29 protein-coding genes are annotated in these 26,476 nt (G+C 61.3%); 12 read left to right on the plus strand and 17 right to left on the minus strand.

Annotated elements, in window-relative coordinates; genetic code table 11:
* The first annotated feature begins 48 nt into the window (after window positions 1-48).
* The 3 genes from NH234_RS07175 (at window position 49) to NH234_RS07185 (ending at window position 1,964) form a co-directional block, all read left to right on the plus strand.
* Window positions 49-771, plus strand: coding sequence for an OmpA family protein (locus NH234_RS07175; protein WP_134825708.1), 723 nt, complete (start codon window positions 49-51; stop codon window positions 769-771).
* Window positions 772-934: 163 nt separating this feature from the next.
* A complete protein-coding gene (locus NH234_RS07180; RefSeq protein WP_085729897.1) occupies window positions 935-1,213 on the plus strand; it encodes a DUF1145 domain-containing protein in 279 nt (92 codons plus the stop codon).
* On the plus strand, window positions 1,206-1,964 hold the full coding sequence (locus tag NH234_RS07185; RefSeq protein WP_085729898.1) for a collagen pro alpha-chain precursor: 759 nt from the start codon (window positions 1,206-1,208) through the stop codon (window positions 1,962-1,964). Before NH234_RS07180 ends, NH234_RS07185 begins: the two co-directional genes overlap by 8 nt.
* Before the next feature lie 50 nt (window positions 1,965-2,014).
* On the opposite strand, the gene NH234_RS07190 is transcribed toward NH234_RS07185, so the two are convergent.
* Window positions 2,015-2,479 (minus strand): CopD family protein, encoded by a 465-nt coding sequence (locus NH234_RS07190; protein ID WP_367256118.1) that lies wholly within the window; start codon window positions 2,477-2,479, stop codon window positions 2,015-2,017.
* Window positions 2,480-2,578: 99 nt separating this feature from the next.
* Between NH234_RS07190 and dinG the strand changes: the two genes are divergently transcribed.
* From dinG to pdxH, 5 genes are all read left to right on the plus strand, one after another.
* On the plus strand, window positions 2,579-4,723 hold the full coding sequence (gene dinG / locus NH234_RS07195; protein ID WP_367256120.1) for an ATP-dependent DNA helicase DinG: 2,145 nt from the start codon (window positions 2,579-2,581) through the stop codon (window positions 4,721-4,723).
* A 95-nt stretch (window positions 4,724-4,818) separates the two neighbouring features.
* The gene (locus NH234_RS07200; protein ID WP_367256121.1) at window positions 4,819-7,176 is read left to right on the plus strand and encodes a beta-agarase; all 2,358 of its coding nucleotides are present in this window, start codon (window positions 4,819-4,821) and stop codon (window positions 7,174-7,176) included.
* 94 nt (window positions 7,177-7,270) lie between these two features.
* Window positions 7,271-8,416 (plus strand): serine hydrolase domain-containing protein, encoded by a 1,146-nt coding sequence (locus NH234_RS07205; RefSeq protein ID WP_265812127.1) that lies wholly within the window; start codon window positions 7,271-7,273, stop codon window positions 8,414-8,416.
* 113 nt (window positions 8,417-8,529) lie between these two features.
* Window positions 8,530-9,633: an OmpA family protein gene (locus tag NH234_RS07210; RefSeq protein WP_367256122.1), complete on the plus strand. Its 1,104-nt coding sequence runs from the start codon at window positions 8,530-8,532 to the stop codon at window positions 9,631-9,633.
* Between the two features lie 24 nt (window positions 9,634-9,657).
* On the plus strand, window positions 9,658-10,305 hold the full coding sequence (gene pdxH / locus NH234_RS07215) for a pyridoxamine 5'-phosphate oxidase (RefSeq protein ID WP_085729903.1): 648 nt from the start codon (window positions 9,658-9,660) through the stop codon (window positions 10,303-10,305).
* Between the two features lie 5 nt (window positions 10,306-10,310).
* On the opposite strand, the gene NH234_RS07220 is transcribed toward pdxH, so the two are convergent.
* A complete protein-coding gene (locus NH234_RS07220; protein WP_085712943.1) occupies window positions 10,311-10,547 on the minus strand; it encodes a hypothetical protein in 237 nt (78 codons plus the stop codon).
* A 168-nt stretch (window positions 10,548-10,715) separates the two neighbouring features.
* Between NH234_RS07220 and NH234_RS07225 the strand changes: the two genes are divergently transcribed.
* The gene (locus NH234_RS07225; RefSeq protein WP_024776354.1) at window positions 10,716-11,180 is read left to right on the plus strand and encodes a glycine zipper 2TM domain-containing protein; all 465 of its coding nucleotides are present in this window, start codon (window positions 10,716-10,718) and stop codon (window positions 11,178-11,180) included.
* Between the two features lie 63 nt (window positions 11,181-11,243).
* Here the strand turns inward: NH234_RS07225 and NH234_RS07230 are convergent, their stop codons facing one another.
* From NH234_RS07230 to nhaA, 4 genes are all read right to left on the minus strand, one after another.
* On the minus strand, window positions 11,244-11,498 hold the full coding sequence (locus tag NH234_RS07230) for a colicin E3-like toxin immunity protein (protein ID WP_367256123.1): 255 nt from the start codon (window positions 11,496-11,498) through the stop codon (window positions 11,244-11,246).
* Between the two features lie 37 nt (window positions 11,499-11,535).
* On the minus strand, window positions 11,536-11,766 hold the full coding sequence (locus tag NH234_RS07235) for a hypothetical protein (RefSeq protein WP_367256124.1): 231 nt from the start codon (window positions 11,764-11,766) through the stop codon (window positions 11,536-11,538).
* Window positions 11,763-12,974, minus strand: coding sequence for an S-type pyocin domain-containing protein (locus NH234_RS07240; RefSeq protein WP_367256125.1), 1,212 nt, complete (start codon window positions 12,972-12,974; stop codon window positions 11,763-11,765). Before NH234_RS07240 ends, NH234_RS07235 begins: the two co-directional genes overlap by 4 nt.
* A gap of 121 nt (window positions 12,975-13,095) precedes the next feature.
* On the minus strand, window positions 13,096-14,283 hold the full coding sequence (nhaA, locus tag NH234_RS07245; RefSeq protein ID WP_085729906.1) for a Na+/H+ antiporter NhaA: 1,188 nt from the start codon (window positions 14,281-14,283) through the stop codon (window positions 13,096-13,098).
* A 246-nt stretch (window positions 14,284-14,529) separates the two neighbouring features.
* Between nhaA and NH234_RS07250 the strand changes: the two genes are divergently transcribed.
* Complete coding sequence (locus NH234_RS07250) at window positions 14,530-15,624, plus strand: PLP-dependent cysteine synthase family protein (RefSeq protein WP_085729907.1); 1,095 nt, start codon at window positions 14,530-14,532, stop codon at window positions 15,622-15,624.
* Between the two features lie 66 nt (window positions 15,625-15,690).
* Here the strand turns inward: NH234_RS07250 and NH234_RS07255 are convergent, their stop codons facing one another.
* Together NH234_RS07255 and NH234_RS07260 are read right to left on the minus strand one after the other, a co-directional pair.
* Window positions 15,691-17,304, minus strand: coding sequence for an NAD(P)/FAD-dependent oxidoreductase (locus NH234_RS07255; RefSeq protein WP_085729908.1), 1,614 nt, complete (start codon window positions 17,302-17,304; stop codon window positions 15,691-15,693).
* Window positions 17,305-17,399: 95 nt separating this feature from the next.
* Complete coding sequence (locus tag NH234_RS07260; RefSeq protein ID WP_367256126.1) at window positions 17,400-18,053, minus strand: COG3650 family protein; 654 nt, start codon at window positions 18,051-18,053, stop codon at window positions 17,400-17,402.
* A 163-nt stretch (window positions 18,054-18,216) separates the two neighbouring features.
* Here NH234_RS07260 and NH234_RS07265 point away from each other — a divergent pair, with 163 nt between their 5' ends.
* Window positions 18,217-18,576, plus strand: a complete 360-nt coding sequence (locus NH234_RS07265; RefSeq protein ID WP_085729910.1) for a hypothetical protein — start codon at window positions 18,217-18,219, stop codon at window positions 18,574-18,576.
* A 43-nt stretch (window positions 18,577-18,619) separates the two neighbouring features.
* On the opposite strand, the gene NH234_RS07270 is transcribed toward NH234_RS07265, so the two are convergent.
* Window positions 18,620-19,219 carry a short chain dehydrogenase gene (locus NH234_RS07270; protein WP_085729911.1) on the minus strand — a complete coding sequence of 200 codons (600 nt, stop codon included), beginning with the start codon at window positions 19,217-19,219 and terminating at the stop codon, window positions 18,620-18,622.
* A gap of 103 nt (window positions 19,220-19,322) precedes the next feature.
* Between NH234_RS07270 and NH234_RS07275 the strand changes: the two genes are divergently transcribed.
* Window positions 19,323-20,237, plus strand: a complete 915-nt coding sequence (locus tag NH234_RS07275) for a LysR family transcriptional regulator (protein ID WP_085729912.1) — start codon at window positions 19,323-19,325, stop codon at window positions 20,235-20,237.
* On the opposite strand, the gene NH234_RS07280 is transcribed toward NH234_RS07275, so the two are convergent.
* From NH234_RS07280 to livH, 8 genes are all read right to left on the minus strand, one after another.
* The gene (locus NH234_RS07280) at window positions 20,228-20,701 is read right to left on the minus strand and encodes a DoxX family protein (protein ID WP_367256128.1); all 474 of its coding nucleotides are present in this window, start codon (window positions 20,699-20,701) and stop codon (window positions 20,228-20,230) included. The genes NH234_RS07275 and NH234_RS07280 overlap by 10 nt on opposite strands.
* Window positions 20,698-21,456, minus strand: a complete 759-nt coding sequence (locus tag NH234_RS07285; RefSeq protein ID WP_367256129.1) for a DUF2063 domain-containing protein — start codon at window positions 21,454-21,456, stop codon at window positions 20,698-20,700. The genes NH234_RS07280 and NH234_RS07285 overlap by 4 nt, the downstream gene beginning before the upstream one ends.
* Window positions 21,453-22,340, minus strand: a complete 888-nt coding sequence (locus tag NH234_RS07290) for a DUF692 domain-containing protein (protein ID WP_367256130.1) — start codon at window positions 22,338-22,340, stop codon at window positions 21,453-21,455. Before NH234_RS07290 ends, NH234_RS07285 begins: the two co-directional genes overlap by 4 nt.
* A 25-nt stretch (window positions 22,341-22,365) precedes the next feature.
* Window positions 22,366-22,674, minus strand: a complete 309-nt coding sequence (locus NH234_RS07295) for a DUF2282 domain-containing protein (protein WP_085729915.1) — start codon at window positions 22,672-22,674, stop codon at window positions 22,366-22,368.
* 158 nt (window positions 22,675-22,832) lie between these two features.
* Entirely contained in the window at window positions 22,833-23,534 is a 702-nt protein-coding gene (locus NH234_RS07300; RefSeq protein WP_003222380.1) for an ABC transporter ATP-binding protein, read from the minus strand.
* On the minus strand, window positions 23,535-24,302 hold the full coding sequence (livG, locus tag NH234_RS07305) for a high-affinity branched-chain amino acid ABC transporter ATP-binding protein LivG (protein WP_085729916.1): 768 nt from the start codon (window positions 24,300-24,302) through the stop codon (window positions 23,535-23,537).
* A complete protein-coding gene (locus NH234_RS07310; RefSeq protein WP_085729917.1) occupies window positions 24,299-25,555 on the minus strand; it encodes a high-affinity branched-chain amino acid ABC transporter permease LivM in 1,257 nt (418 codons plus the stop codon). The genes livG and NH234_RS07310 overlap by 4 nt, the downstream gene beginning before the upstream one ends.
* Window positions 25,552-26,475 carry a high-affinity branched-chain amino acid ABC transporter permease LivH gene (gene livH / locus NH234_RS07315; RefSeq protein WP_085729918.1) on the minus strand — a complete coding sequence of 308 codons (924 nt, stop codon included), beginning with the start codon at window positions 26,473-26,475 and terminating at the stop codon, window positions 25,552-25,554. Before livH ends, NH234_RS07310 begins: the two co-directional genes overlap by 4 nt.
* Between the last annotated feature and the right edge of the window lies 1 nt (window position 26,476).

A 26,476-nucleotide genomic window follows, 5' to 3' on the forward strand; every position in this document is an offset into this window, starting at 1 on the left:
CTTTACTCCTGTGTAACCGGTATGGGCCGGTGACACAGGAGCTTTCATATGAGTGTTCTCTCACGGTCCGTCTTACCGGTGCTGCTGGCAGGCAGCCTGTTGACCGGCTGCGCTACCCACAGCGATGGCACTGCCCCCCTCAATCAACGTACCTGGCCGATCTGCAGCGTCATTGGCGGGCTGGTCGGCGGCGGGCTCGGCGCCATTGAAAACGGTGGCTGGGCCGCAGGCGGTGCGGCACTGGGTATCCTCACCGGCGGGCTGATCTGTTATGCCCAGGATGGCGACGAAGACGGCGATGGCGTGTTCGACCGTCGCGACCGTTGTCCTGACACCCCGGCCAACACCCCTGTCGACCATCGCGGCTGTCCGCTGCCGCAATACCCGGTCACCGAGAAACCGGCCGAACCGGCCCCGCAATCCGAAGTCATCACCCTGAGCGATGCCGGCAACGTGCTGTTCGCGTTCGACAAGTCCGACCTGACCCCGGCCGCGAAAAGCCAGCTCGATGCGCTGATGGACAAACTGCGCAATGCCGACGTGGTGAGCATCAAGGTGATCGGCCACACCGACAGCAAGGGCACCGATGCCTACAACCAGGCCCTGTCGGAGCGACGTGCAAGCAGTGTGGCGGCCTACCTGCTGAGCCAGGGGCTGGCGCCGGAAAAACTCACCAGTGAAGGGCGTGGCGAGCGTGAACCGGTCGCCGACAACGAGACCGAAGAAGGGCGCGCGCAAAACCGTCGCGTGGAACTGCACATCAATCGCTAGGACTCTTCTGTAGTCCGCAGGCTAGAGCTGTCGGTCGACGACCATCGTCGAACCGGCAGCCATCCGACGAGTGCCCGGAACTTTTTTATTTGACCCTCTGGCTTATCCCGTACGGAAGCCGTTACTGTGCGCCCAAAGAATAATTCGCAACACGGGGGAGCGTATGAAGGTGTTCTGTGGCCTGGGGCGATTGTTGACCCTGGTGTTCTGCTGCGTGGTACTGGCCAATCAGCTGGTGCCGTTTGTTCATCCGTTGCATCTGCTGGTCAATCTGGCTGGCATCCTGCTGCTGGCCGTCCACGTCCTTGAAGTGCTGCTGTGCAGCGCCAGCCTCAAAGGTCGGCCGCACCCGTGGCGTGATCGTGGCCGTGTCCTGCTGTTCGGCGTTTTCCACCTGCAAACCATCCCGGCCCCGGCCGCTCCGGAGGCTTCCCATGCGTAAACTCTGCCTGCTCGCTGCATTCATCAGTCCCCTGGCCTGTGCCCAGGTAGTGAATGTCGAGCCCAATTCCCTGATGCGTTTGCCCAACACCACCAGCACCCTGCAACTGGAAAAACTGGTGGTCGCCGATTACGGCACTTTGCTGGTGCCCTCGAACGTGACTGAGTTGAGCGTCGGCGAGTTGCAGTTGGGCCGCGAAGCGCGTATCGCCATCGTGCCGGGCGAAGCGGCGCTGGATCTGAAAGTCACCCGCGCTGCGCTTGCCGAAGGCAGCCGCATCACCGCTCGCGGCGCGCCGGGAACCTATGAAAAAGCGGCCCGTGCCGGACGTAACCTGAATCTGCAATTCAAGGCGTTGAATGCACCGCAACTGATCGTCGATGCACGTGGCGGCACCGGTGCACCGGGCTTTGTCGGGCTCGACGGGGCCAACGGTCAGGAACCGGGCTGCACCTGGGGGCAGGCCGGACACGGTTTCGACGGCAGTGACGGCAGCAATGGCCAGCCGGGAGCGCCGGGCGCGCTGGTGCGACTGGAAGTGCCTCGTGAGTTTCCGGCCGAGCTGATCAAGGTTGAAGTCGCCGGTGGTGCCGGTGGCCCGGCGGGGCCTGGCGGCAAACCGGGGGCGGGCGGCAAGTCCAAGGGTTGCCTGGTGTATCGCGCCGATGGCGGCAAGAGCGGCAAGCCTGGGGCTGATGGTCAGCCGGGGCCTGCAGGGGCGGCGGGGTCTGTCACCGTTCAGCGCCTGTAAGCCGTTCCCTGTCCGATCGTTCCCACTGAGTGGGAACGATCGACATCACTTCAGAACGACGGCCGCGCTGCGGCAATCGCTACCAGTACCAGCCCGACCAACAGATTGAACCCCACGACCTTGCGAATCCGCCCCAGTACCGCCGCACCGGCCGGCCAGTCCTTCGCTTCAACCGCTGTGCGCAACTCCGGCAGCATCAAGCCCTGAATCCGGATGAACAGCGCCGTCATCACGATGTACAAGCCCATCATCACCTGAACGTACTTCGGCGCTGTCTCGAACCCGATGTGCTGCAGATGCAACATGCCCACCCCGGTCACCGGCAGCAGAATCACCGCGCCCCACACCCAGCGGAAAAAACCTTGAAACACTTCCACCCACAGGGTCAGTCGGCCGGGGCCGTCCAGAGCCTTCACGGCCGCCGGGCGCAGCACCATCCAGGCGAAAAACATGCCTCCGACCCACAGCAGGGCGGCGAGGACATGCAGCGGGTAAACGAGGCTAAAAGGTGTCATTGGGGTACTCCGTTCTGCGCGGGACTGATTAGCGGGGTATGATAGCCGCCGAACCGAACCACTGAAAATTTATCCAGCGTTTTTTGCGCCCGACACTCAATGATCAGCACTGAACTCAAAACCACGATCCAGGGCGCCTACTCGCGTTTTCTAGAGGCCAAGAGCCTAAAGCCGCGTTACGGCCAGCGCCTGATGATCGCTGAAGTCGCCAAGGTCCTCGGGGATATCGACACCGACGACGAAGGCCGGCGCAGTGGCGACCCCGCGATTGTCGCGGTAGAAGCCGGCACCGGTACCGGCAAGACTGTGGCCTACAGCCTGGCCGCGATCCCGACCGCCAAACTGGCCGGCAAACGCCTGGTGATCGCCACCGCGACCGTCGCCCTGCAAGAGCAGATCGTCTACAAGGACTTGCCCGACCTGATGCGCAACAGCGGGCTGAACTTCAGCTTCGCCCTGGCCAAGGGCCGTGGCCGCTACATGTGCCTGTCCAAGCTCGACATGCTGTTGCAGGAAGGTCATGCACAGACCGCCACGGCGCAGCTGTTCGAAGAAGAAGGCTTCAAGATCGAGGTCGATGAGGCCAGTCAGAAGCTGTTTACCAGCATGATCGAAAAGCTCGCCGGCAATAAATGGGACGGTGACCGTGACAACTGGCCCAACGCATTGGAAGACGCCGATTGGGCACGCCTGACCACCGATCACAGCCAGTGCACCAACCGTCATTGCCCGAACTTCGGCCAGTGCGCCTTCTACAAGGCCCGCGAAGGCATGGGCAAGGTCGACGTGATCGTCACCAACCACGACATGGTGCTGGCCGACCTGGCGCTGGGCGGCGGGGCGGTGCTGCCCGATCCGCGCGACACCATTTACGTGTTCGACGAAGGCCATCACCTACCGGACAAGGCCATCGGCCACTTCGCCCACTACACGCGCCTGCGCTCAACTGCTGACTGGCTGGAAACCACCGCCAAGAATCTCACCAAACTGCTGGCCCAGCATCCGCTGCCGGGCGACCTCGGCAAGCTGATCGAGCAAGTGCCGGAGCTGGCGCGGGAGATCAAGACCCAGCAGCAGTTCATGTTCACCGCCTGCGAACAGATCGCCGATTTCAAGCCCGGCGAAGATGTCGAAGGCCGCGAGCGCCCGCGTCATCGCTTCGTTGGCGGGGTAATTCCCGAGCACATGCGCGAGATGGGCATCGAGCTGAAAAAAGGCTACTCACGTCTCAACGACCTGTTTACCCGTCTGACCGATCTGCTCAAGGAAGGCATGGACGGCGAGGTCAACATCGGCATCGCCAGCAACCAGGCCGAAGAATGGTATCCACTGTTCGGCAGCCTGTTGTCCCGTGCGTCCGGCAACTGGGAGCTGTGGACCGCGTTCACCGCCGAAGACCCGGAAGACAGCCCGCCGATGGCCCGCTGGCTGACCCTGGCCGAAAGCGGTTCGCTGTTCGACATCGAGGTCAACGCCAGCCCGATCCTCGCCGCCGAAACCCTGCGCCGCAGTCTGTGGAACGTGGCCTATGGCTGTCTGGTGACCTCGGCGACGTTGACCGCGCTCGGTACGTTCGATCGTTTCCGCATGCGTGCCGGCCTGCCGAAAAAAGCCGTCACAGCCGTGGTGCCGAGCCCGTTCCATCACGCCGATGCCGGTGTGTTGCGGGTGCCGGATCTGAAAGCCGATCCGCGTGATGCCGCCGCCCACACTGCCGCGATCATCCGCGATTTGCCGGAGCTGGTCGAAGGCTCGCGAGGCAGTCTGGTGCTGTTCTCATCGCGCAAACAGATGCAGGATGTGTTCGACGGTCTCGACCGCGACTGGCGCAAGCAAGTGTTCATTCAAGGCAACCTGTCGAAACAGGAAACCCTGAACAAACACAAGGCGCGGGTCGATGGTGGTGATTCCAGCGTTCTGTTCGGTCTGGCCAGTTTCGCCGAAGGGGTGGACTTGCCGGGGGCCTATTGCGAGCACGTGGTGATCGCCAAGATTCCGTTCTCGGTGCCGGACGATCCGGTCGAAGCCGCATTGTCGGAATGGATCGAAGCCCGGGGCGGCAATCCGTTCATGGAAATTTCGGTGCCCGATGCCTCGCTGAAGCTGGTTCAGGCCTGTGGCCGTCTGCTGCGTACCGAAGAAGACCGCGGCACCATCACCTTGCTGGACCGGCGGCTGGTCACCCAGCGCTACGGCAAGGCGATCCTCAATGCGTTGCCTCCTTTCCGTCGTGAAATATCCTGAGACATCGGTGGGCAGTTTTGCCCGCCGCGTTGTCTATCTCTACGACATCGCTTTTCCATTGGCCATTGCTGGTCGTTAGGGAGAAATCCGTTCTCATGATTCGTCGTTCGTTGCCTGCCTTTTTTGCCCTGGTTTTCGCTGCGCCTTTGCTGGCGGCACCTGCCGGGCAGCAGACCTTGTTCAACTTTGTCCGCCCCGCCGACGTGGTGAAAGTGGCGACCGAAAACGCCGACCTGCCACAAGCCAACGCCGAGCAGACCCCCGAGGGCGAAGTGTTGCGACGGGTGACTTTCAACCCGGTGGCGCGTCCGACCTTGCGCCTGACCCCGCAGACCGGTGCCTGGGATTGGTCGCAGTCCGGGATGATGAGCCTGCGCATCCAGAGTGCGATGAACTGGGCGGTGACCGTTTATGTACAGATCCAGAGCAACGACGGCAAGACCCTGGTCAGCCGCGTTGATCTGCCGGCCGGACCGGCGCAGACCTTGCTCGTGCCGTTGACCGCCACTTCGCCGCTGAGCCAGGGCATGAAGGCCGGACCACTGATGCCGATGACCATCGACGGGCAGCGCATCCTGCTGGCCAGCAGCTCCGGTGAACTGGATCGCAGCCAGGTGGTATCCGTCAGCCTGTCGATGGACCAGCCGAAAGCCGCGCAAAGCCTGTTGCTGGAGCGCTTTGGCGTGCAGGACGAGGGCGAGGTGATCAAAGCCGCCTACGGCAATCTGGTGGATGCCTACGGTCAGTCGACCCGCAGCAAATGGCCGGAGAAAGTCGCCAATGATGAACAGCTGAAATCCGCCGCCGCCAGGGAACAGCAACAGCTGAAAACCTGGCTGGCCGAACGTGAGAAGTCGTCGCTGGACAAGTTCGGCGGCTTGAGCAAAGGCCCGACGTTCCAGGCCAGCGGCTTCTTCCGCACCGAAAAACTCGACGGTCGCTGGTATCTGGTGACGCCGGAGGGCCATCCGTTCTATTCGCTGGGCGTAAACACCGTCAGCCCCGAGGTCAACCAGACCTACGTGGCCGGGCGCGAGTACATGTTCGAGTCCCTGCCGAAACCCGACGAGCCACTGGCCCGTCACTTCGGCGAAGGCGACAACCGTGGTGGCAACGGGGCCGGTCAGGGCCGTGGCTACGGCAACGGACGCTGGTACGACTTCTATGGCGCCAACCTGCAGCGCCTATACGGCGAGCCTTGTGCGACTCCGGCTGCGACCGAGAAAGCGCCTGCTGCGCCATGCAAGGCCGCCATCGACGAGCAGAAGTGGACCGTCCATACCCTCGACCGCCTGCAGGCCTGGGGCTTCAACACCGTCGGCAACTGGAGCGCACCGCAACTGGGCGACGCCGAGCGCGTGCCGTACACCTTGCCGCTATCGATCGTCGGCGATTACACCAGCATCAGCACCGGCAACGACTGGTGGGGCGGCATGCCTGACCCGTTCGATCCGCGTTTCGCCATGGCCACCGAGCGCGCTGTGGCGATTGCCGCCCGTGATCATCGCGACGATCCATGGCTGATCGGCTACTTCGCCGACAACGAACTGGCCTGGGCCGGTCCCGGTGATGATCCGAAGTCGCGTTACGCACTGGCCTACGGCACCTTGAAAATGACCACCGATGTACCGGCCAAGCGTGCGTTCCTCAAGCAGTTGCGCGACAAGTACCGCAATCAGGCGGGGCTGTCGAAGGCCTGGGGTATCGATCTGCCGGCGTGGGAATTGATGGAAGACCCGGGGTTCGAGGCACCGCTGCCGAATCCGGAACACCCGGAAATCGAGGCTGACTTCAAATACTTCCAGAAGGTCTTCGCCGACACTTACTTCAAGACCATTTCCGATTCGCTGAAATGGCACGCGCCGAACCAGTTGCTGCTGGGCGGTCGCTTCGCCATCAGCACCCCGGAAGCGGTGGCCTCCTGCGCGCAGTATTGCGACGTGCTGAGCTTCAACATGTACACCCTGAAACCGCAGGACGGTTATGACTTCGCCGCCCTGCGCAGCCTCGACAAACCGGTGCTGATCACCGAGTTCAACTTCGGTTCGACCGATCGCGGCCCGTTCTGGGGCGGCGTGACGCCGTTGAACAAGGAAGAGGATCGTGGCCCGGCCTACGCCAACTTCCTCAAGCAGGCGCTGAGCGAGCCGTCGATTGTCGGCGTGCACTGGTTCCAGTACCTCGACCAACCGGTGACCGGGCGTCTGCTCGATGGTGAAAACGGTCACTTCGGTCTGGTCGGTGTGACTGATCTGCCTTACCAGGGTTTCGTCGAAACCGTGCGCAAGAGCAATCTGGCGACGATCGATCAGCTTGGCAAAGAGGCCACGAAGGCTGCTGCGGCAGCGGACAAGGCCGGTCACGAAACCGAAGGTGGGCGCAAAGGCGAGGCCGGCAAAGGCCCGGGGCAGGGCGCCGGCCATACCGGCGGGCACTCCGGCAACGGTCATTAAGGCAGGACCGCCCGGCCCGCCGCTGTTCCCAAAACCCTCAAGGGCTGGAACAATGCGGGCCACTTTGTAGAGCGTTTTCGCGGGGGAGTTGCGGGTGCAGATTCAGGGACATTACGAGCTTCAATTCGAAGCGGTGCGCGAAGCCTTCGCCGCACTGTTCGACGATCCCCAGGAACGTGGCGCCGCGTTGTGCATCCGGGTCGGCGGGGAAACCGTCCTCGACCTCTGGGCCGGCACCGCCGACAAGGACGGCAGCGAAGCCTGGCACAGCGATACCATCGCCAACCTGTTCTCCTGCACCAAGACCTTCACCGCCGTCACCGCACTGCAACTGGTGGCCGAAGGCAAGTTGCAACTCGATGCGCCGGTCGCCCGTTACTGGCCGGAGTTCGCTGCGGCCGGCAAGGAATCCGTCACTTTGCGCCAGTTGCTCTGCCATCAGGCCGGCCTGCCGGCCCTGCGCGAACTGTTGGCCCCCGAAGCTTTGTATGACTGGCAAACCATGGTCGACGCCCTCGCGGCCGAAGCGCCGTGGTGGACGCCGGGCACCGGTCACGGTTATGCCGCGATCACCTACGGCTGGCTAGTCGGCGAGTTGCTGCGCCGGGCCGACGGTCGCGGGCCGGGTGAATCCATTGTGGCCCGAGTCGCCAAACCGCTGGGGCTGGATTTCCATGTCGGCCTGGCCGACGAAGAGTTCTACCGCGTCGCGCATATAGCCCGTGGCAAAGGTAACGTCGGCGATGCTGCCGCCCAGCGCCTGCTGCAAGTGACCATGCGTGAACCCACCGCCATGACCACCCGAGCCTTCACCAATCCGCCGTCGGTGCTCACCAGCACCAACAAACCGGAATGGCGACGCATGCAGCAGCCGGCGGCCAACGGCCACGGCAATGCGCGCAGCCTGGCCGGGTTCTACGCCGGTCTGCTCGACGGCAGCCTGCTGGAAAGCGAAATGCTCGACGAGCTGACCCGCGAGCACAGCCTCGGCGAGGACAAGACCTTGCTGACCCGCACCCGGTTCGGTCTCGGTTGCATGCTTGATCAACCTGATGTTCCGAACGCCACCTACGGCCTCGGTCCACGGGCGTTCGGGCATCCGGGGGCGGGCGGTTCCATCGGTTTTGCTGATCCGGAGCACGATGTGGCCTTCGGATTTGTGACAAATACCCTGGGGCCGTACGTCTTGATGGATCCGCGCGCGCAGAAGCTGGCGCGGGTACTTGCCACTTGTCTGTAAAACGTTATTGGAGGTTCCAGGGCCGGAACCTCAATCGGCTTTTCGATTCAAAGCGTCTGTTTATCCGGGCGAAAGTCCTCTGATTGTCCATTACTAATTTTTGTGGGTTTCCAATGTCGTCCAAACAAACTCTCGCTCTGGCCCTGTGTTTCGCGATTACCGGTTGTGCACAGACTCCGAAGAATGACGCCGATGGCGGCAGCTGGTGGCCGTTCGGCTCCTCCGACAAGGTCGCGGCCAAGGAGCCGGCTCCGGCACCTGCACCCGCACCGGTGAAACCCGCCGCTACCGCCCCGGTCGCCAAGACCGAGAGCAGCAGCCACTGGTACTGGCCGTTCGGCTCCGACGATTCGGCAGACAAGGCCAAGGCCGACGTGAAGCCCGAAGTCAAACCGCAAGCCGCGCCTGCCGTTGTCGCCAAGGCTGATGCCGATACCGGCAGCAAGTGGTGGTGGCCGTTCGGCGGCAAGTCTCAGGACACCGCCAAAGCCGTGCCGATGCCTGACCCGAAAGTGACCCAGGCCTGGCTCGACGACTACGAGCCACGCCTGCGTGACGCGATCAAGGGCAGCAACCTGCAATTCGAGCGCCGTGAAAACGTCCTCGTGGTGACCGCGCCGGTTGAAGGTTCGTTCAACCCGAAACGCCCGGCCATGCTGCTGCCGGTGACCCTGAGCCCGTTTACCAATATCGCCAAGATCCTCGAAGCCGACCCGAAAACCGCGGTCCTGGTACTGGGCCACAGCGACAACGCCGGTGTCGCAGCAGACAACACCAAACTCAGCCAGGAACGTGCCCAGTCGGTGGCGGCAATCTTCCGCCTCAGCGGCTTGCAGCGTGATCGCCTGATGCTGCGCGGCATGGGCGCCGATGCCCCGCGTGCGGCCAACGACAGCGTTGAAGGCCGTGCCCTGAACCGTCGCGTCGAACTGCTGGTAACCCCGCAGAACACCATGGTCGCGTTGCTGAGCAAGTACAACATGCCGGCACCGAAGCCGGTGACCATGGTCGCTGCCCAGGACGTCAAGCCAGTCGCCAAGCCTGTGACTCCGGCACCTGCCGCGAAGAAAGCCGCTGTCCCGGCCACCAAAAAGGCACCGGCCAAGAAGGCCGCAGCCAAGGCTCCAGCGAAGAAGGCCGCGGCGAAGAAAACCGCTCCAGCCAAAGCCGCTGCCAGCGACAAGAAAGTCGCGGCGACCGACGCGGCAAAACAGTGATCCGCTAACGAAAAGGAATGCGCCATGACCCAGGCTCTGGCAGATATGCGTCGTGATTACACCCGGGATGGCCTGACCGAGGCGCAAGCCCCGGTCGAGCCTTTTGCGCTGTTCCACCAGTGGTTCGCCGACGCGGTGAAAACCGAACAGGCGCCGGTGGAGGCCAACGCCATGACCCTGGCCACGGTCGATGCGGACGGGCGTCCGCACTGCCGCATTCTGCTGCTCAAGGGCCTGGACGAGCAGGGCTTCACCTTCTTCACCAACTACGAAAGCGCCAAGGGCCAGCATCTGGCCGCGAATCCGTTCGCGGCCATGACGTTCTTCTGGCCGACCCTGGAGCGTCAGGTGCGCATCGAAGGGCGAGTGGTGAAGGTCACGCCGCAAGAGTCCAACGCCTACTATCAAGTGCGTCCGCTGGGCAGCCGTCTGGGTGCGTGGGCGTCACCGCAGAGCCGGGTGATCAACGGCCGGGGTGAATTGGAAGATTTGCTCAAGGCTACCGAGCAACGTTTCACCGACACCCAGCCCGACTGCCCGGAACACTGGGGCGGTTACCGTTTGCTGCCGGAGCGCATCGAGTTCTGGCAAGGTCGCGCCAGCCGCCTGCACGATCGCCTCAACTACCGTTTGCAGGGCGCCGACTGGATTCTTGAACGTCTGGCACCTTAAGCAGTCTACCGAGCGGGATAGCCTGCCGCAGCGGCCTCAAGCCACTTCGGCAAGTCCCGACGCCTGATCTTCTGTGATCGGGCTTGCGCCAGACGTTCGAGCATGTAGGCGCGTTTGCCTTCATCCTTGCCGGCCAGCGACAATGCCAGATCGCGGTCCATCCAGCGTTTGATCCGCACGTACAACCACCAGTGGAAGTACAAACCGGCGACGGTTGTGACGACAATGATGAAGTAATCCATGAAAATCCTTGGGGTCGGCGGCGCAAGCTCTGTATTTTGGCGCTACTGTTGGGTGAGTTCGTGGAGGCCCTGTACCGGGCCTGAATGAAACCAAATTTATCCGGGCGGCGCCGTGACAGGCGTCAAGCTGCGGAGTTTAATGAATACCTGTCCTTTGGAGTTGATCCTATGCGTAAGTCTGTTCTGCTGGTTGCTTCCTTTTCCACGATGGCGATGTTGCTTACCGGCTGCCAATCGAGCCTGACCGGTGACTCCTACTCCCGTGACGAAGCGCGTCGCGTGCAGACGATTCGCATGGGCACCATCGAATCCCTGCGTCCGGTGAAAATCGAAGGCACCAAGACCCCGATCGGCGGCGCTGCCGGTGCAGTGGTCGGCGGTGTCGGCGGCAGCGCCATCGGCGGTGGTCGTGGCAGCATCGTGGCAGCCGTTATCGGTGCCGTGGCCGGCGGCCTGATCGGTTCCGCTACCGAAGAAGGCCTGACCCGTACTCAAGGTGTTGAAATCACCGTGCGCGAAGACGACGGCAGCATGCGCGCCTATGTGCAGCAAGTGCAGGAGAACGAAGTGTTCCGCGTCGGCGAGCGCGTACGGATTTCGACCGTCGGCGGGACCAGCCGCGTTTCGCACTAAGCGGGAACGAGCGGTAAAGGAAAACCCCGATCAGGTGACTGGTCGGGGTTTTTTGTTTGGCGTTTACCAGTGATCGCAGTAGTCGAACGAGACCTGGTAGTCATACAAAGCTAAATTGATGGCATGAGTGAAATGGGTTTGAAGAATATTTACCCAGTCGTTGGTAACGTTAAATCCGCCGTTATTTATGTTGTTTTCTATTGGTATGCCCAGCGCCTCGATCACGGAGCCATCGTCACCGAAGTCTTTCGAAAACTCTTCTCCGACGCCGAGATTAGTTTCTTTGTCATACCAATCGAGGCTGATTTTCAAACCCACAAGTTTCTCCTAAAACGTCTCGCGACGTAGAGTGCTTTTATACATTGCATGTCAATTGGAAGTAGAAATCCTGATTCACAATTGATCTACCTATAAGTTTTTCGATCGCTTGTATCTGTTGGGGGCTTAAATCGTAACCTTCCCAGCCGTGTTGCTCTTTTGTCCAACCCATGATGGCTTTTATTTTCTCATCACATCCCGCTGGCAACTCAATCACGAAAGCCTGGAAGTCTGTTTTTTTGTCAAAAGCTTCTACTAAAAATCTCAAGGTTCAATGCTCCTTTTTTTGCCTTTCTTCGACTTTTTATTCTTTTTTGTAGATGTTGGCTCACCTGTATTTTGGTCGAACTCTCCAATGTGTTTGCCTCTGGAGTCGTATTTTTCGACTGTGCCATGCATAGAGTCCCATTCGAGAATAATACCCTTAGCAGTTTTCCATCTTTTGCGCTTGGCTCCGCCACCTTGTACGGCTGTTTTACGACCTACAATTTTCGCATCAGGAAAGGCTGGGAGTACGTCGGGGGCCGGATGGTACTCGTGATCTCCTGCTCGAGTGCTGACAACAATATAAAGCGGCTTAACTCCAGAATCCGCCGGAAACACCAATATGAAATCCCGATACTCCGGCGGATAAACCGGATTCACCAGAATTCCGCCTGCCGCTTTCGTCGGCGGATACACCCAGATATGCGGCGTCTGCGGAGCGGCCTCCAGCGCGGGGATGCCGAGGATGTCGGAGCCGTCCACGGCGGGTGTCCAGATCAGTTCGATGCCTTCGCCCAGGTCTGCAACAAACCGGTTGCCGCGTGCGGTGAACTGCACGACATCGACCATTTCCCAGTCACGATTCTTGCCGGTGTAGAAGCCGTAACCCTTGAGACTGCCATCGGCCTGTTGTTCGACGCGCAGGCGCACACGGGTTCGGGCTTGCTTGAGGGCGAGCAACTGGTCTTCGGTGTAGAGGGCGCTGTCGCCCAGGTTCGATGGCATGAACAACGCCACCAGCCCGACCAAGGGGGTCACGACGGCGGCGGAAGCCATCGCGGGCAATGCCTTGAATGCTTCACCCGCAAGGGCGAAGGTACCCAGGCCTGCCGGGATGGCGGTGCCGCTGATTTTCTTGAGTGCAACGCCGCCGCTGTTGTCGGCCTCACGGCCGCCGAGCAGGATCAGGTCGCCGTAATCTTTCAGGCTGTCAGTCGGCACCATCCCCGAAGGAATCGCGTAATCGATGATCGCATCCGGCAACTTGCACGACTTGGCGAACGTGCAGCCGGCGCGCACCGGCTCGGGTTTGTTCGCCGCGACCTCTCGGCTGCGCTCGAAAGCCTCCTGCCGCGCCAGCATGGCGTCGTATTTGTTTTGTCGCCCGTCCTGATCGGCCAGCTCGGTGGCCGTCATGTAGCGGTAGGTGACGTGATGCCCGTCGCCTGCCGGTGGGTTGGGAACCCGGGGAAAGTCCTTTTGACCAGTCACTTATTGTCCTTTCGTTCATGCATCGGCAGCCCCTCGAAAGGGGCTGCACGACGTTAACGAAGCAGGAAAATCGTGGCTGTAGGACGCGTCTCTAAAGACGTGGGGATTGTTCGCTACGGCATCAGGAAGGCAGCGCAGTGTTCTTTCTGCTCGCGGCCAAGGTCACCGCATAACCGATCAATGCGGCGAACACCGAACCGGTGAGAATACCCATCCGGTCCATCCCGGCGTATTCACTGGCACCCGGCACGAAGGCCAGCGAGCCGACAAACAGGCTCATGGTGAAGCCGATCCCGCAGAGGATCGCCACGCCAAGCACCTGGCCCCAATTGGCGTTCTGGGGCAGGGCGGCGATGCCGGTTTTCACGGCGAGCCAGGTCAGGCCGAACACGCCGATGGTCTTGCCCAGCAGCAGGCCGACGGCGATGCCCATCGGCACGTGGTGGGTGAAGCTTTCGGCGGTCACACCGGTCAGCGACAAACCGGCGTTGGCGAAGGCGAACAGCGGCAGGATGCCGTAGGCCACCCATGGGTGCAGCGCGTGTTCCAGGGTCAGCAGCGGCGAAGGCTCGGCGTTTTTCGTGCGCAGCGGGATGCAGAATGCGAGGGTCACGCCGGCCAGCGTCGCATGGACACCGCTCTTGAGCACGCAGACCCACAGGATCAGGCCGATGATCATGTACGGCCCGAGCTTGACCACCCCGAGCCGGTTCATCGCCACCAGCGCCGCAATGCACGCGGCCGCCAGACCCAGCGACAGGGTCGAGAGTTCGCCGGAATAGAAGATCGCGATGATCACGATGGCGCCAAGGTCGTCGATGATCGCCAGGGTCATCAGGAACAGCTTCAGCGACACCGGCACCCGCTTGCCGAGCAAGGCCAGCACGCCGAGGGCGAAGGCGATGTCGGTGGCGGTGGGGATCGCCCAGCCATCAAGGGCGGCCGGGTTGTCGCGGTTGAGGAACCAGTAGATCAGGGCCGGCACCAGCATGCCGCCGATGGCCGCCGCGCCGGGCAGGACGATCTGTGAAGGTTTCGACAGTTGGCCGTCGAGCACTTCGCGCTTCACTTCCAGGCCGATGAGCAGGAAGAACAGCGCCATCAGGCCGTCGTTGATCCACAGCAGCAGGGGTTTGGCGATTTTCAACGCACCGATCTGCGCGACCACCGGGGTGTCGAGCAGGCCGGTGTACAGCCACGACAGCGGCGAGTTGTTGATGATTAGAGCCAGGATGGCCGCGGCGATCAGTAACAGACCGCTGGCAGCTTCCAACTGAAAGAAACGCGTGAAAGTGCTACGCAGAGGCAAGGTCGCTCTCCATCGATAAAGTCAAAAGGTGGGACACCCTAACCCGTACTGTTAGTTGTTAAAACAAAAGTTATATTCTTTTTTGTTATATATGGTTGCAAGGCGCCTGCCAGACCTGCAGCAGAGCCTAGCAGTTGCCAAAGGTATTGAAGCTCAGCTGTATCTGTCAGTGCGGTGGGATTTTTCCTAAGCTTGAGGGCTAAGCCTGTGAAGGCACTTCTGCCCGATTCAACGAGAACAACAGCCATGAGCGACAACCGACAGTGGGCCCGCGAAGCCATCCGGATCATCGAAGCGGACTTCCAGCGCAGCGCCGACACCCACCTGATCCCCCTGCCGCTGCCGGGGTTTCCGGGTATCGAGTTGTACTTCAAGGACGAATCCAGCCATCCCACCGGCAGCCTCAAGCACCGTCTGGCCCGTTCGCTGTTTCTCTACGCGTTGTGTAACGGCTGGCTCAAGCCCGGCGCGCCGGTGATCGAGGCGTCCAGCGGTTCGACGGCGATTTCCGAAGCGTACTTTGCGCGGATGCTCGGGTTGCCGTTCATTGCGGTAATGCCGGCGACCACCTCCAAGGAGAAGATTGCCCAGATCGCCTTCTATGGCGGCAAGAGTCATCTGGTGGACGATCCGACCCAGATCTACGCCGAATCCGAGCGTCTGGCCCGGGAGCATGACGGGCACTTCATCGACCAGTTCACCTACGCCGAACGCGCCACCGACTGGCGGGCGAACAACAACATCGCCGAGTCGATCTTCCAGCAGATGCGCTACGAGCAGCATCCATGCCCGGCGTGGCTGATTTCCAGCCCCGGCACCGGCGGCACCACTGCGACGCTCGGTCGTTACGTGCGCTATCGCCAGCATTGCACCCGCGTGCTGTGCGCCGATGCCGAGCGTTCGGTGTTCTTTGACTTTTACCAGACCGGTGATGCCAGCCTGCGTCTGGACCACGGTTCGCGGATCGAAGGCATTGGCCGGCCACGGGTGGAAGCTTCGTTCCTGCCGAAGGTAATTGATGCGATGGTCAAAGTGCCGGATGCCTTGTCGCTGGCGGCCATGCATTACCTGGCGCAGCGTCTGGGCCGGCATGTGGGCGGGTCGAGCGGCACCAACCTGATCGGCGCGCTGATGGCGGCGCAGCAGATGAAAGCGGCGGGGGAGTCGGGGTCGATCGTGGCAATTCTGTGCGATGGCGGCGAGCGCTACGCGGACACCTATTACGATCCGGCGTGGCTCAAGGCGCAGGGCTATGAGCTGGAGGGATTGATGGCGGCCGTGGCGGCGAGTGCCGAGAAGGGTGAAGTGCTCCCGGCCTCGGTTCTGCGCGCCAATATCTGACGCCGAATACGACTGTGGGAGCGAATTCGCTCCCACAGTTTTTTGCATCGTTTCAGGTTAGGCGTATCAGGCCTCGAGGCCCAGGATGTCACGCGCCACAGCTTCCGCGATACGAATCCCGTCAACGCCCGCCGACAGAATCCCGCCCGCATAACCTGCGCCTTCACCGGCCGGGAACAGACCTTTGACGTTCATGCTCTGCAGCGACTCGTTGCGCGTGATCCGCAGCGGCGACGAAGTCCGCGTCTCGATCCCGGTCAGCACCGCATCGTGCAGCGAATAACCGCGAATCTGCTTCTCGAACGCCGGCAATGCTTCGCGAATTGCTTCGATGGCAAAGTCCGGCAGTGCCAGGGCCAGATCCCCCAATGCCACGCCCGGTTTGTACGACGGCTCAACCTCGCCCAGCTCGGTGGACGGCGTGCCGTTGATGAAGTCGCCGACCAGTTGCGCCGGCGCCTTGTAGTCGCTGCCGCCGAGGATGAAGGCGTGGGATTCCAGACGCTCCTGCAACTCGATCCCGGCCAGCGGACCGCCCGGATAATCGACTTCCGGGGTGATGCCGACGACGATGCCGGAGTTGGCGTTGCGCTCGTTACGCGAATACTGGCTCATGCCGTTGGTAACCACGCGGTTCGGCTCGGAAGTCGCCGCCACCACGGTGCCGCCCGGGCACATGCAGAAGCTGTAGACCGAACGGCCATTCTTGGCGTGGTGCACCAGTTTGTAGTCGGCAGCGCCGAGTTTCGGGTGACCGGCGTATTTGCCCAGTCGCGCGCGGTCGATCAGCGATTGCGGGTGTTCGATGCGGAAACCCACCGAAAACGGTTTGGCTTCCATGAACACACCACGGCTGTGGAGCATGCGGAACGTGTCGCGGGCACTGTGGCCGAGGGCCAGAATCACATGTTTCGAATGCAGGGTTTCGCCGCTGGCCAGTTCGACGCCGACCAGTTGGCCGTCTTCGATCAGCACGTCGGTGACGCGTTCCTGGAAGCGCACTTCGCCGCCCAGGGCGCGGATCTCTTCACGCATGGTTTCGACCATGCCGGTCAGACGGAACGTACCGATGTGCGGCTTGCTGACGTAGAGGATTTCTTCCGGCGCGCCGGCCTTGACGAACTCGTGCAGGACTTTACGGCCGAGGAATTTCGGATCCTTGATCTGGCTGTACAGCTTGCCGTCGGAGAACGTGCCTGCACCGCCCTCGCCGAACTGCACGTTGGACTCGGGGTTGAGCACGCTTTTGCGCCACAGGCCCCAGGTGTCCTTGGTGCGCTGACGCACTTCGGTGCCGCGTTCGAGGATGATCGGCTTGAAGCCCATCTGCGCCAGCAGCAGGCCGGCGAAGATTCCGCACGGACCGAAACCGACCACGATCGGACGCTGGCTCAGGTCGCTTGGCGCCTGGCCGACGAATTTGTAGCTGACATCCGGCGCCACGTTGACGTTGCGGTCATCGGCGAACTTGCCCAGCACCTTGGCCTCGTCGCGCACTTCGAGGTCGATGGTATAGATGAAGCACAGTTCGGAAGACTTTTTGCGTGCATCGTAGCTGCGCTTGAACAAGGTGAAGTCGAGCAGGTCATCGCTGGCGATACCCAGGCGTTGCACGATGGCGGCGCGCAGGTCTTCGTCGGGATGGTCGATCGGCAGCTTGAGTTCAGTGATTCGTAACATGACAGGATCCGGTTCGCGGGGCGCACAACTGCGCCAGGGCGTTTGAAGGCGGCGATTATAAGCCGCAACGGCCGGATCCCGTGAGGGTAAAACGATCAGTCGTTGCGCGAACCGCCGAAATACCCGCAACCGCGCTGCACCTTGCCGTCGATACGCAGCTCGGCACTCATGTGCTGCAAGCTGCCGCTGTTACTGTCGACACAGCGTTGCGGCGCCACCCACAGCTCGATGCGCTGGTTGTTGGCTTCGCTGCTGAGGTTGAAACGACCGTCGCCCAATTGCTCTTCGACGTAAGGCACGGCGAGCGGTGGCTGGCCTTCGCGGTCGATGACCATGCCTTTGCCACTGACCTTGACGTTCCATTCCGGACCATGACCGGCCGCACGCAGGATCAACTGTTTGAAATTGGGATCGTCACAGGCAGTGCCGGAACGTTCCACGCGGTACAGCTGGGTCAGGTCGAGGCGGTCACCGGCGATCTTGCCGCGAACGTCGGCGAACAGCTTGCCCTGTTGGTCGGCCAGCGTGGCGGCCTCCTGCAGGACGCTGGTGCTGCCGATGTCGTTGACCACGTACTGGCGCTGCTCGCCGCAGGCCTGGAACACCAGTTTGCCGTCGGCAGCGGTCAGTTGCCCCTGCATCCGCGTCTGGCCGACGTGGGAGGCGCTGGTCCGCGCACCCTCGAACAACTGGCACGCGGCAAACAGAGGGAGCAGGGCAACAACGATCAAGGAACGGGCAACACGCATCTTCGGCTCTCCAGACAAGTGCCGCCACGTTACGCAGGCTGACCGCTTATCACAACCATGAGTTGGATTTGCCACGTACCGGAAACATTTGGCTTAACTTTCGAAGTCGGGACGAAGGACATTTGGCCGTACCTTGTCCGCCTTTTCGATACGCGAGGTTTTTATGAACGGATCAGGCAGGGTGCTTTTGGCGGTACTGGCAATGATGGCTGCATGGCCGTCGATGGCGGCAGAAATTGCTTTTTCATCGGAGACGGATTTCTCCGAAATGAGCCTCGAGCTCAAACGAATCGATGATCCGAATCCGCATGCCGTCATGCTCAATGTCACCTTGAACCCGGATGCGCAGCATCGCCTGCAGCGGGTGACGACCGAGGGACTGCATCAACCCCTGCAGCTGTCCATCAACGGCGTTCAAGTGTCGAGCGCAACGATTCAATCGGTAATCAAAGGCCCGAGTCTGATGATAAGCGTGCCCCGCGAGGTCGCCAGCAAGCTGCTTCCGACGCTGCTGGAGCATTAAAACCTTGATGCGACGCTGACCCAGCGCCGCATGCCGAGGCTTTTCAGCCCACGTGAAATGTCTGACCTGTCTGCAGGCCTTCGACACTTTTGGCGTAGGCCAATGCCACATCCGCCGCAGGAACCGGCTTGTAGCCGCGGAAGTACGGGGCGTAACTGCCCATGGCTTCCACCAGCACGGTCGGGCTGATCGAGTTAACGCGCAGGCCCCGTGGCAGTTCGATGGCGGCGGCACGGACGAAGCTGTCGAGCGCGCCGTTGACCAGTGCAGCCGACGCACCGCTGCGGATCGGATCGTGGCTGAGCACGCCGGTGGTGAAGGTGAAGGATGCGCCGTCGTTGGCGAATTCGCGGCCGATCAGCAGCAGATTGACCTGGCCCATCAACTTGTCTTTCAGGCCGAGGGCGAAGCTGTCTTCGTTCATGTCGCCCAGCGGGGCGAAGGTCACGTTGCCGGCGGCGCAGACCAGGGCGTCGAACTTGCCGGTCTGCTCGAACAGCTTGCGAATCGATGCGCTGTCGCTGATATCCACCTGGAAATCGCCGCTGTTGCGACCGATGCGAATGACTTCGTGACGCTGCGACAGCTCTTTGTCCACGGCCGAACCGATGGTGCCGCCTGCGCCGATCAACAGAATTTTCATCGTGCTTGCCTCAAGTGATTGAACGAGTTTTCAGTCTAGAGTGGTTTTTTCGGCTGATAAGCGCGCTAATGGGCAACCTTTGGTTTTCAAATGGAAACAATCCATGAGCGAGATGGATGATCTGGCGGCGTTTGCGGTGTTGATCGAGGCGGGTAGTTTTACTTTGGCGGCGCAGCAACTGGGGTGCAGCAAGGGACAACTGTCCAAGCGTATCAGTCAGCTGGAAACGCGGTTTTCCGTGGTGTTGCTGCAGCGCACGACGCGTCGGCTCAGCCTGACGGCGGCCGGTGCGGCGTTGTTACCGCAGGCTCAGGCGCTTGTAGTCCAGGTCGAAAGGGCGCGTCAGGCATTGGCGCGCTTGAAGGACGACATGGCCGGTCCCGTGCGTATGACGGTGCCGGTGTCGCTGGGGGAAACGTTCTTCGATGGACTGTTGCTGGAGTTCTCCCAGAAATATCCCGAAGTACAGATCGAGCTTGAGTTGAACAACAGCTATCGCGATCTCTCCCGCGACGGCTTCGATCTGGCTATTCGCACGGAAGTCGCCAACGACGAGCGACTGGTGGCCAAGCCCTTGCTGGCCTGGCAGGAAATGACCTGCGCCAGTCCGGCGTATCTGGAGCGTTTTGGTGAGCCGCAGACGCCGCAGGCGCTGGCCGAGCACCGTTGTCTGCTTAACAGTCATTACAGCGGTCGCGAAGAGTGGCTGTATCACCAGCAGCACGAACTGCTGCGAGTGCGGGTGTCGGGACCGTTCGCCAGCAATCACTACAACCTGTTGAAGAAAGCCGCACTGGCCGGCGCCGGCATTGCACGCCTGCCGTCCTATCTGTTGCAGGCGGAATTGGCTGACGGCCGATTGCGCTGGCTCCTTCGTGATTTTCAGACCCGGCGTATGCCGATGTACCTGGTGCATCCTTATCAGGGCGGTTTACCGAAACGTACCCAAGTGCTGGCGGACTACCTGATCGGCTGGTTCAAGCGTAGTGGCGAGGCGCTCGACCGGCTTCAGCGGTAACGTCGGGCGATCAGATGGTCGATCGACAGTTTGCCCGGTCCGGTGGTCATCAGGTACAGCAGAACGGCCGCCCAGGTGCCGTGAGTCGGGTAGGCGTCGGGGTACACGAACAACTCGATGACCAGCGTCATGCCCAGCAATGCAAGCGCCGAAAATCGCGTGGCGAAGCCGACGAGGATCAGGATCGGGAAAAAGTGCTCGGCGAATGCCGCCATGTGAGCGGCAATTTCCGGTGACACCAGCGGCACGTGGTATTCACTCTGGAACAGCGGAATCGTCGAGTCGGCCAGATGCGGCCAGCCAATCTGAAAGGTGCCGTCGATCAGGTCGATGGCCAGGCCCTCGACCTTGGTCTGCCCGGACTTCCAGAACACCGCCGCAATGGAAAAACGCGCGATGAGGGCAATCAGGCTGCGTGGGATTTTTTCCAGCAGCGCGATGGCGCGGGCAATGAGGCTGTTCATGGCGAAACCTTGTGATGTAAATGGGTGATGGACTGGCGACTGATCAACAGGGCCAGGGTTTGGCTGAGGTCGAAGGCTTCTGTGGATTCCAGCGCCAAGGTGAGTGACAGGCCGGCCTTGAGCTGGCGGATGAACTGGCTGACGCCGGGATCCACGGCGAACACCTCGACCTCCAGCCCGTTGCGCAGGATCAGCGTGTGCTGGGCCTGATTCAGATCGATCCCGGCCAATGTGGCGTCTTGCTGATGCGCGGCCCAGATATCCACCACAGCAAAGGCTGAATCGAGCACATGCAGCGAAGGATGCAGACCGATTTGCAAGCGACTCAGGCCTTCCTGATCCGCGAAGGCCGCAGCGATCCGGTCCTGGCTGAGCGGCGCGATATCGGCGGCGTGATAGGCCAGCGTGCGTAAGCGCTCCAGCCGCGCGACATCGGCCAGGTAGGGCACGCTCGACGCCGGCTCGAATCTGCTGATGAAGTCCGCCAGATCACTGCCGTAGTCGCTCATCATCGGGCTTTGTGGTGGGTGGTTTTGAATGAAAATTCCGGCCATGGCACGGAAGAATTCCTCTCCCACCAACTGCATCACCACGGGATAACTGTCGGCCAGTGCATTGCTCAACGAGCCTTGCACGTTGTTGCGGTACACCGCGAAACGACTGGCCGGATCGGCCCCGTTGGCGCTGCACAATCCGTCGGGGCAGGGCAGGCCGACATCGAGCAGTGCGGCGCTGAACACGGCTTGGGTGCTCATGGCCGAACTCCCGCGCAAAGCAGAAGCGCGTCGGCCTGTTGCGCCTCGGCCATCAGCACGTCGAAGGCCGGCACCTGATTGTCCCGTTCGATCAGCGTCGCCACCGGGCCGACGCGCTCGAGCGCCTGTCGGTACAAAGACCAGACAGCCTGATCGACCGGTGCGCCGTGATCATCGATCAGCAAACGATCACCGAGGCTGTCGGAATCTTCGGCAAACCCCGCCAGATGGATCTCGCCAACCGCGTGCAGCGGCAGCGCGTCGAGGTAGGCCAGAGGATCGCGCTGATGGTTGATGCAAGAGACGTAGACGTTGTTCACGTCCAGCAACAGACCGCAGCCGCTACGACGGATGACTTCACGGATGAAATCCGCTTCGTCCATCGTCGAGCGCTCGAACGCCAGATAGGTCGCCGGGTTTTCCAGCAGCATCGGACGCTTGAGGGTGCTCTGCACCTGGTCGATGTGATCGCAGACGCGATTCAGCGTCGGCGTATCGTAGGCCAGAGGCAACAGGTCATTGAGAAACACCGGGCCGTGAGTCGACCAGGCCAGGTGTTCGGAAAAGGAGTGGGGTTGATACCGCTCGATCAGCGCGCTCAGACGTTTGAGGTGTTGCACATCCAGCGGGCCTTCGGCACCGATGGACAGGCCGACACCGTGCAGCGACAACGGATACGCCTCGCGAATCAAACCCAGAAAATGATGAAACGGGCCGCCGGCCACCATGTAGTTTTCGGCGTGGACTTCGAAGAAACCGATGTCCGGTAGAGAGCCGAGCACTTCACGAAAGTGCCCGGTTTTGAGCCCCAGCCCGGCACGGGGCGGGAGCCCGGTGAGGGCTGCCCGAGTGCGGGGGGAGGCATGGTCGCAGGAAGTGATCATGATCGACACTCGGGCAGCCTCCGGATCAGGACTTGGCCTTGAAGGCTTCCATCTGACCGAAACCGGTCGGCGAAGTCTTGCTTTCGGTGGTGGTGCAAGTGCCTTTCGGAACGAACTTCCAGGAGTTGGCCTGGTAATCCATTTTCGCCGTGCCTGCACAGGTGGTACCGGCGCCGGCGGCGCAGTCGTTATGACCTTTCATGGCCACGCCGAAGCATTTTTCCATGTTGCTGTTGTCGGCAGCCTGGGCGGTCGAAACGGCGGCCATGCTCAGGGCGGAACCAAGGGCCAGAACCAGGGCGGTGGCGGACAGGGTGCGGGTGGTAGCAGTCATGATGTTTCTCCGGTTTCAACTTGGGTTGGAACAAGCGATGTGCGCTTGCTTACCCCTCTAGAGAAACGACTTGGGAATGCGTTACAGCGATCGCGAAAATAATTTTCAAAGCGCAAAAAAAAACGGCCCGAAGGCCGTTTTTTGTTTGTAGCGATCCATCAACCGCCGAGGTACGCCTCGCGTACTTTCGGGTCGGTCAGTAGCGCTTCGCCGGTGCCTTGCATCACCACCCGGCCGTTTTCCAGCACGTAGGCTCGGTCAGCGATTTTCAGCGCCTGGTTGGCGTTCTGCTCGACCAGGAACACCGTCACACCGTCCTTGCGCAGCTGTTCGATGATGTCGAAGATCTGCTGGATGATGATCGGTGCCAGGCCCAGTGACGGTTCGTCGAGCAGCAGCAGTTTCGGCTTGCTCATCAGCGCCCGGCCGATGGCGAGCATTTGCTGTTCGCCGCCGGACATGGTGCCGCCGCGCTGGTTGAAGCGTTCTTTCAGGCGTGGGAAAAGTCCGAGAACCTTGTCCATCTGTTCCTGATAGTCGCCCTTGTCGGTGAAGAAGCCGCCCATGGACAGGTTTTCTTCGACGGTCAGACGGGCAAACACCCGACGACCTTCCGGCACCACGGCGATGCTCTTGCGCATGATCTGCGACGAGTCCTGGCCGACCAGTTCCTCACCCATGTAGCGGATGCTGCCGCTGTGCGCCTGCGGTGAACCGCAAAGCGTCATCAGCAGGGTGGACTTGCCGGCACCGTTGGCGCCGATCAGGGTCACGATCTCGCCCTGGCGGACTTCGACGTTGACGCTGTGCAGGGCCTGGATCTTGCCGTAGAAGGTGGAAACGTTTTCGAACTGCAGCATTTACGCTTCCCCCAGGTAGGCTTTGATCACTTCAGGATTGTCGCGGATCTGTTCCGGCGTGCCGTCGGCCAGAGGTGTGCCCTGGTTGATCACGACGATGTGGTCGGAAATGCTCATGACCAGTTTCATGTCGTGTTCGATCAGCAACACGGTGACGTTGTGTTCTTCACGCAGCACGCTGATCAGCGCCTTCAGGTCTTCGGTTTCCTTCGGGTTCAGACCGGCAGCGGGTTCGTCGAGCATGAGGATCCGTGGACGGGTCATCATGCAGCGAGCGATTTCCAGGCGACGCTGCTGACCGTACGCCAGGGTGCCGGCCGGACGGTTGGCGAACTCCTTGAGGTTGACCTTGTCCAGCCAGTACTCGGCGTATTCCATGGCCTCGCGCTCGCTTTTGCGGAACGCCGGGGTCTTGAACAGGCCGGACAGGAAGTTGGTGTTCAGGTGACGGTGCTGGGCGATCAACAGGTTCTCGACCGCCGTCATGTCCTTGAACAACCGCACGTTCTGGAAGGTGCGCACCACACCCTTGAGGGCGATCTTGTGGCCAGGCAGGCCTTCGATCGGCTCGCCATCGAGCTTGATGCTGCCGCCGCTCGGCTTGTAGAAACCGGTCAGGCAGTTGAACACGGTGGTCTTGCCCGCGCCGTTAGGCCCGATCAGCGCCACCACTTGTTTCTCTTTCACGGTCAGGGCCACGCCGTTGACCGCCAGCAGACCGCCGAAGCGCATGCTCAGATTTTCGACTTTCAGGATCTCGCGGCTCATTTGCGCAGCTCCATGTGAGGACGTTGCATGGGCAGCAGACCTTGAGGTCGCCAGATCATCATCAGCACCATCAGGGCGCCGAACATCAGCATGCGGTACTCACTGAACTCACGCATCATTTCCGGCAGCAGGATCATCACGACCGCCGCCAGTACCACGCCCAGCTGAGAGCCCATGCCGCCCAGCACCACGATGGCGAGAATGGTCGCCGACTCGATGAAGGTAAAGGACTCCGGCGTTACCAGACCCTGACGGGCGGCGAAGAAGCTGCCGGCGAAACCGGCGAAGCAGGCACCCAGGGTGAACGCTGAAAGCTTGATGAGCGTCGGGTTCAGGCCCAATGCACGGCAGGCGATCTCGTCCTCGCGCAACGCCTCCCAGGCACGGCCCAGAGGCATGCGCAGCAAGCGGTTGATGACGAACAGCGCGAACAGCGCCAGGAACAACGCCACCAGATACAGGAAGATCACCTTGTTGATCGAGTTGTATTCCAGGCCGAAGTATTCGTGGAACGTCTGCAGACCCTCGGCGGCTTTACGTTCGAAGGTCAGACCGAAGAACGTTGGCTTCTCGATGTTGCTGATACCGTTCGGGCCGCCGGTGATGTCGGTGAGGTTGCGCAGGAACAGACGGATGATTTCACCGAAGCCCAGCGTCACGATCGCCAGATAGTCACCGCGCAGACGCAGTACCGGGAAACCGAGCAGGAAGCCGAAGGTGGCCGCCATCAGTCCGGCGATCGGCAGGCAGATCCAGAAGCTCAGGCCGTAGTAGTGCGACAGCAGCGCATAACTGTAGGCGCCGACGGCATAGAAGCCGACGTAACCGAGGTCGAGCAGGCCAGCCAGGCCGACCACGATGTTCAGGCCCAGGCCGAGCATCACGTAGATCAGCACCAGCGTCGCGATATCCACCGCGCCGCGAGAACCGAAAAACGGCCAGACCAGTGCACCGATGATCAACGCAATGATGATCCAGCGCTGAGTGGTCGGCAGGGTCAGGAAGCTGCTGGCCTTGGCCGGCATTTTTGGCAGGTTCGGCGAGGATTTCCACGCCGCGCCGATCTGCTGGTCGAACAGCACACGCAGGAACATCAACACAGAGCAGACGGCAATGGTGATCAATGTCGAGGTACTGGTGCCATGCACTTCGAGGTTGATGCCGACGATGGTCAGCTTCAGACCGAGTACCGGGTAGGCCACTGCCCACACCAGCAGGGCGCTGAACAGCGCCTGTTTAAGATTCCTAGTCATACTTTCTCAACCTCCGGACGACCCAACAGGCCGGTTGGCCGGAACAACAGCACCAGAACCAGCAGCCCGAACGCCACGACGTCCTTGTACTGGTCGCCGAAGATATCGGCACCAAAGGCTTCCGCCACACCCAGCACCAGCCCGCCGAGCATGGCGCCGGGGATGCTGCCGATGCCGCCCAGTACCGCGGCGGTGAAGGCCTTGAGGCCGACAAGGAAGCCGGCGTTCGGGTTGATCACGCCGTATTGCATGCTCAGCAGCACGGCTGCGATGGCCGCCAGCGCAGCACCGATGACGAAGGTCAGGGCGATGATGTTGTTGGTGTTGATGCCCAGCAGGTTGGCCATCTTGATGTCTTCGGCACAGGCACGGCAGGCGCGACCCAGACGAGAGCGGGAGATGAACAGCGTCAGGCCGAGCATGGCGACCAGGGTCACCACGAAAACCACGATTTGCATGTAGGAAATCAGCACTTCATGTGCGCCACCTGGTCCGATGGAGAAGTTGCCGGGGATCAGGTTGGGGATGGATTTGTCCTTGGAGTCTTGCGCCAGCAGAACCGTGTTCTGCAGGAAGATCGACATACCGATGGCGGAAATCAGCGGGATCAGACGGTTGCTGCCGCGCAAGGGGCGGTAGGCGACCCGTTCGATGCTGTAACCGTAGGCACTGGTCACGACGATGGTTGCGAGAAAAGCGGCGGTCATCAACAGCGGAACACTGTCGAGTCCCATCATGGACAGCCCGGCGATGGCGATGAATGCCACGTAGGAGCCGATCATGTACACCTCGCCATGGGCGAAGTTGATCATTCCAATGATGCCGTAGACCATCGTATAGCCGATGGCGATCAGGGCATACGTGCTGCCAATGGTCATGCCATTAACCAGCTGTTGGAAGAAGTGATAGATGTCAGGCATT

The sequence above is a fragment of the Pseudomonas sp. stari2 genome (assembly GCF_040760005.1).
GTDB lineage: Bacteria > Pseudomonadota > Gammaproteobacteria > Pseudomonadales > Pseudomonadaceae > Aquipseudomonas.

Bases quoted from the DNA above. Each gene is read 5' to 3' on its own strand.
- NH234_RS07265 (WP_085729910.1), top strand. From the start codon at position 18,217: ATGAACGGATCAGGCAGGGTGCTTTTGGCGGTACTGGCAATGATGGCT.
- NH234_RS07290 (WP_367256130.1), bottom strand. From the start codon at position 22,340: ATGATCACTTCCTGCGACCATGCCTCCCCCCGCACTCGGGCAGCCCTC.
- NH234_RS07300 (WP_003222380.1), bottom strand. From the start codon at position 23,534: ATGCTGCAGTTCGAAAACGTTTCCACCTTCTACGGCAAGATCCAGGCC.
- NH234_RS07220 (WP_085712943.1), bottom strand. From the start codon at position 10,547: ATGGATTACTTCATCATTGTCGTCACAACCGTCGCCGGTTTGTACTTC.
- NH234_RS07185 (WP_085729898.1), top strand. From the start codon at position 1,206: ATGCGTAAACTCTGCCTGCTCGCTGCATTCATCAGTCCCCTGGCCTGT.
- NH234_RS07190 (WP_367256118.1), bottom strand. From the start codon at position 2,479: ATGACACCTTTTAGCCTCGTTTACCCGCTGCATGTCCTCGCCGCCCTG.
- NH234_RS07250 (WP_085729907.1), top strand. From the start codon at position 14,530: ATGAGCGACAACCGACAGTGGGCCCGCGAAGCCATCCGGATCATCGAA.
- livH (WP_085729918.1), bottom strand. From the start codon at position 26,475: ATGCCTGACATCTATCACTTCTTCCAACAGCTGGTTAATGGCATGACC.
- NH234_RS07280 (WP_367256128.1), bottom strand. From the start codon at position 20,701: ATGAACAGCCTCATTGCCCGCGCCATCGCGCTGCTGGAAAAAATCCCA.
- NH234_RS07275 (WP_085729912.1), top strand. From the start codon at position 19,323: ATGAGCGAGATGGATGATCTGGCGGCGTTTGCGGTGTTGATCGAGGCG.
- NH234_RS07295 (WP_085729915.1), bottom strand. From the start codon at position 22,674: ATGACTGCTACCACCCGCACCCTGTCCGCCACCGCCCTGGTTCTGGCC.
- pdxH (WP_085729903.1), top strand. From the start codon at position 9,658: ATGACCCAGGCTCTGGCAGATATGCGTCGTGATTACACCCGGGATGGC.
- NH234_RS07175 (WP_134825708.1), top strand. From the start codon at position 49: ATGAGTGTTCTCTCACGGTCCGTCTTACCGGTGCTGCTGGCAGGCAGC.
- NH234_RS07180 (WP_085729897.1), top strand. From the start codon at position 935: ATGAAGGTGTTCTGTGGCCTGGGGCGATTGTTGACCCTGGTGTTCTGC.
- NH234_RS07270 (WP_085729911.1), bottom strand. From the start codon at position 19,219: ATGAAAATTCTGTTGATCGGCGCAGGCGGCACCATCGGTTCGGCCGTG.
- NH234_RS07200 (WP_367256121.1), top strand. From the start codon at position 4,819: ATGATTCGTCGTTCGTTGCCTGCCTTTTTTGCCCTGGTTTTCGCTGCG.
- dinG (WP_367256120.1), top strand. From the start codon at position 2,579: ATGATCAGCACTGAACTCAAAACCACGATCCAGGGCGCCTACTCGCGT.
- NH234_RS07210 (WP_367256122.1), top strand. From the start codon at position 8,530: ATGTCGTCCAAACAAACTCTCGCTCTGGCCCTGTGTTTCGCGATTACC.
- NH234_RS07260 (WP_367256126.1), bottom strand. From the start codon at position 18,053: ATGCGTGTTGCCCGTTCCTTGATCGTTGTTGCCCTGCTCCCTCTGTTT.
- livG (WP_085729916.1), bottom strand. From the start codon at position 24,302: ATGAGCCGCGAGATCCTGAAAGTCGAAAATCTGAGCATGCGCTTCGGC.
- NH234_RS07255 (WP_085729908.1), bottom strand. From the start codon at position 17,304: ATGTTACGAATCACTGAACTCAAGCTGCCGATCGACCATCCCGACGAA.
- NH234_RS07225 (WP_024776354.1), top strand. From the start codon at position 10,716: ATGCGTAAGTCTGTTCTGCTGGTTGCTTCCTTTTCCACGATGGCGATG.
- NH234_RS07310 (WP_085729917.1), bottom strand. From the start codon at position 25,555: ATGACTAGGAATCTTAAACAGGCGCTGTTCAGCGCCCTGCTGGTGTGG.
- NH234_RS07285 (WP_367256129.1), bottom strand. From the start codon at position 21,456: ATGAGCACCCAAGCCGTGTTCAGCGCCGCACTGCTCGATGTCGGCCTG.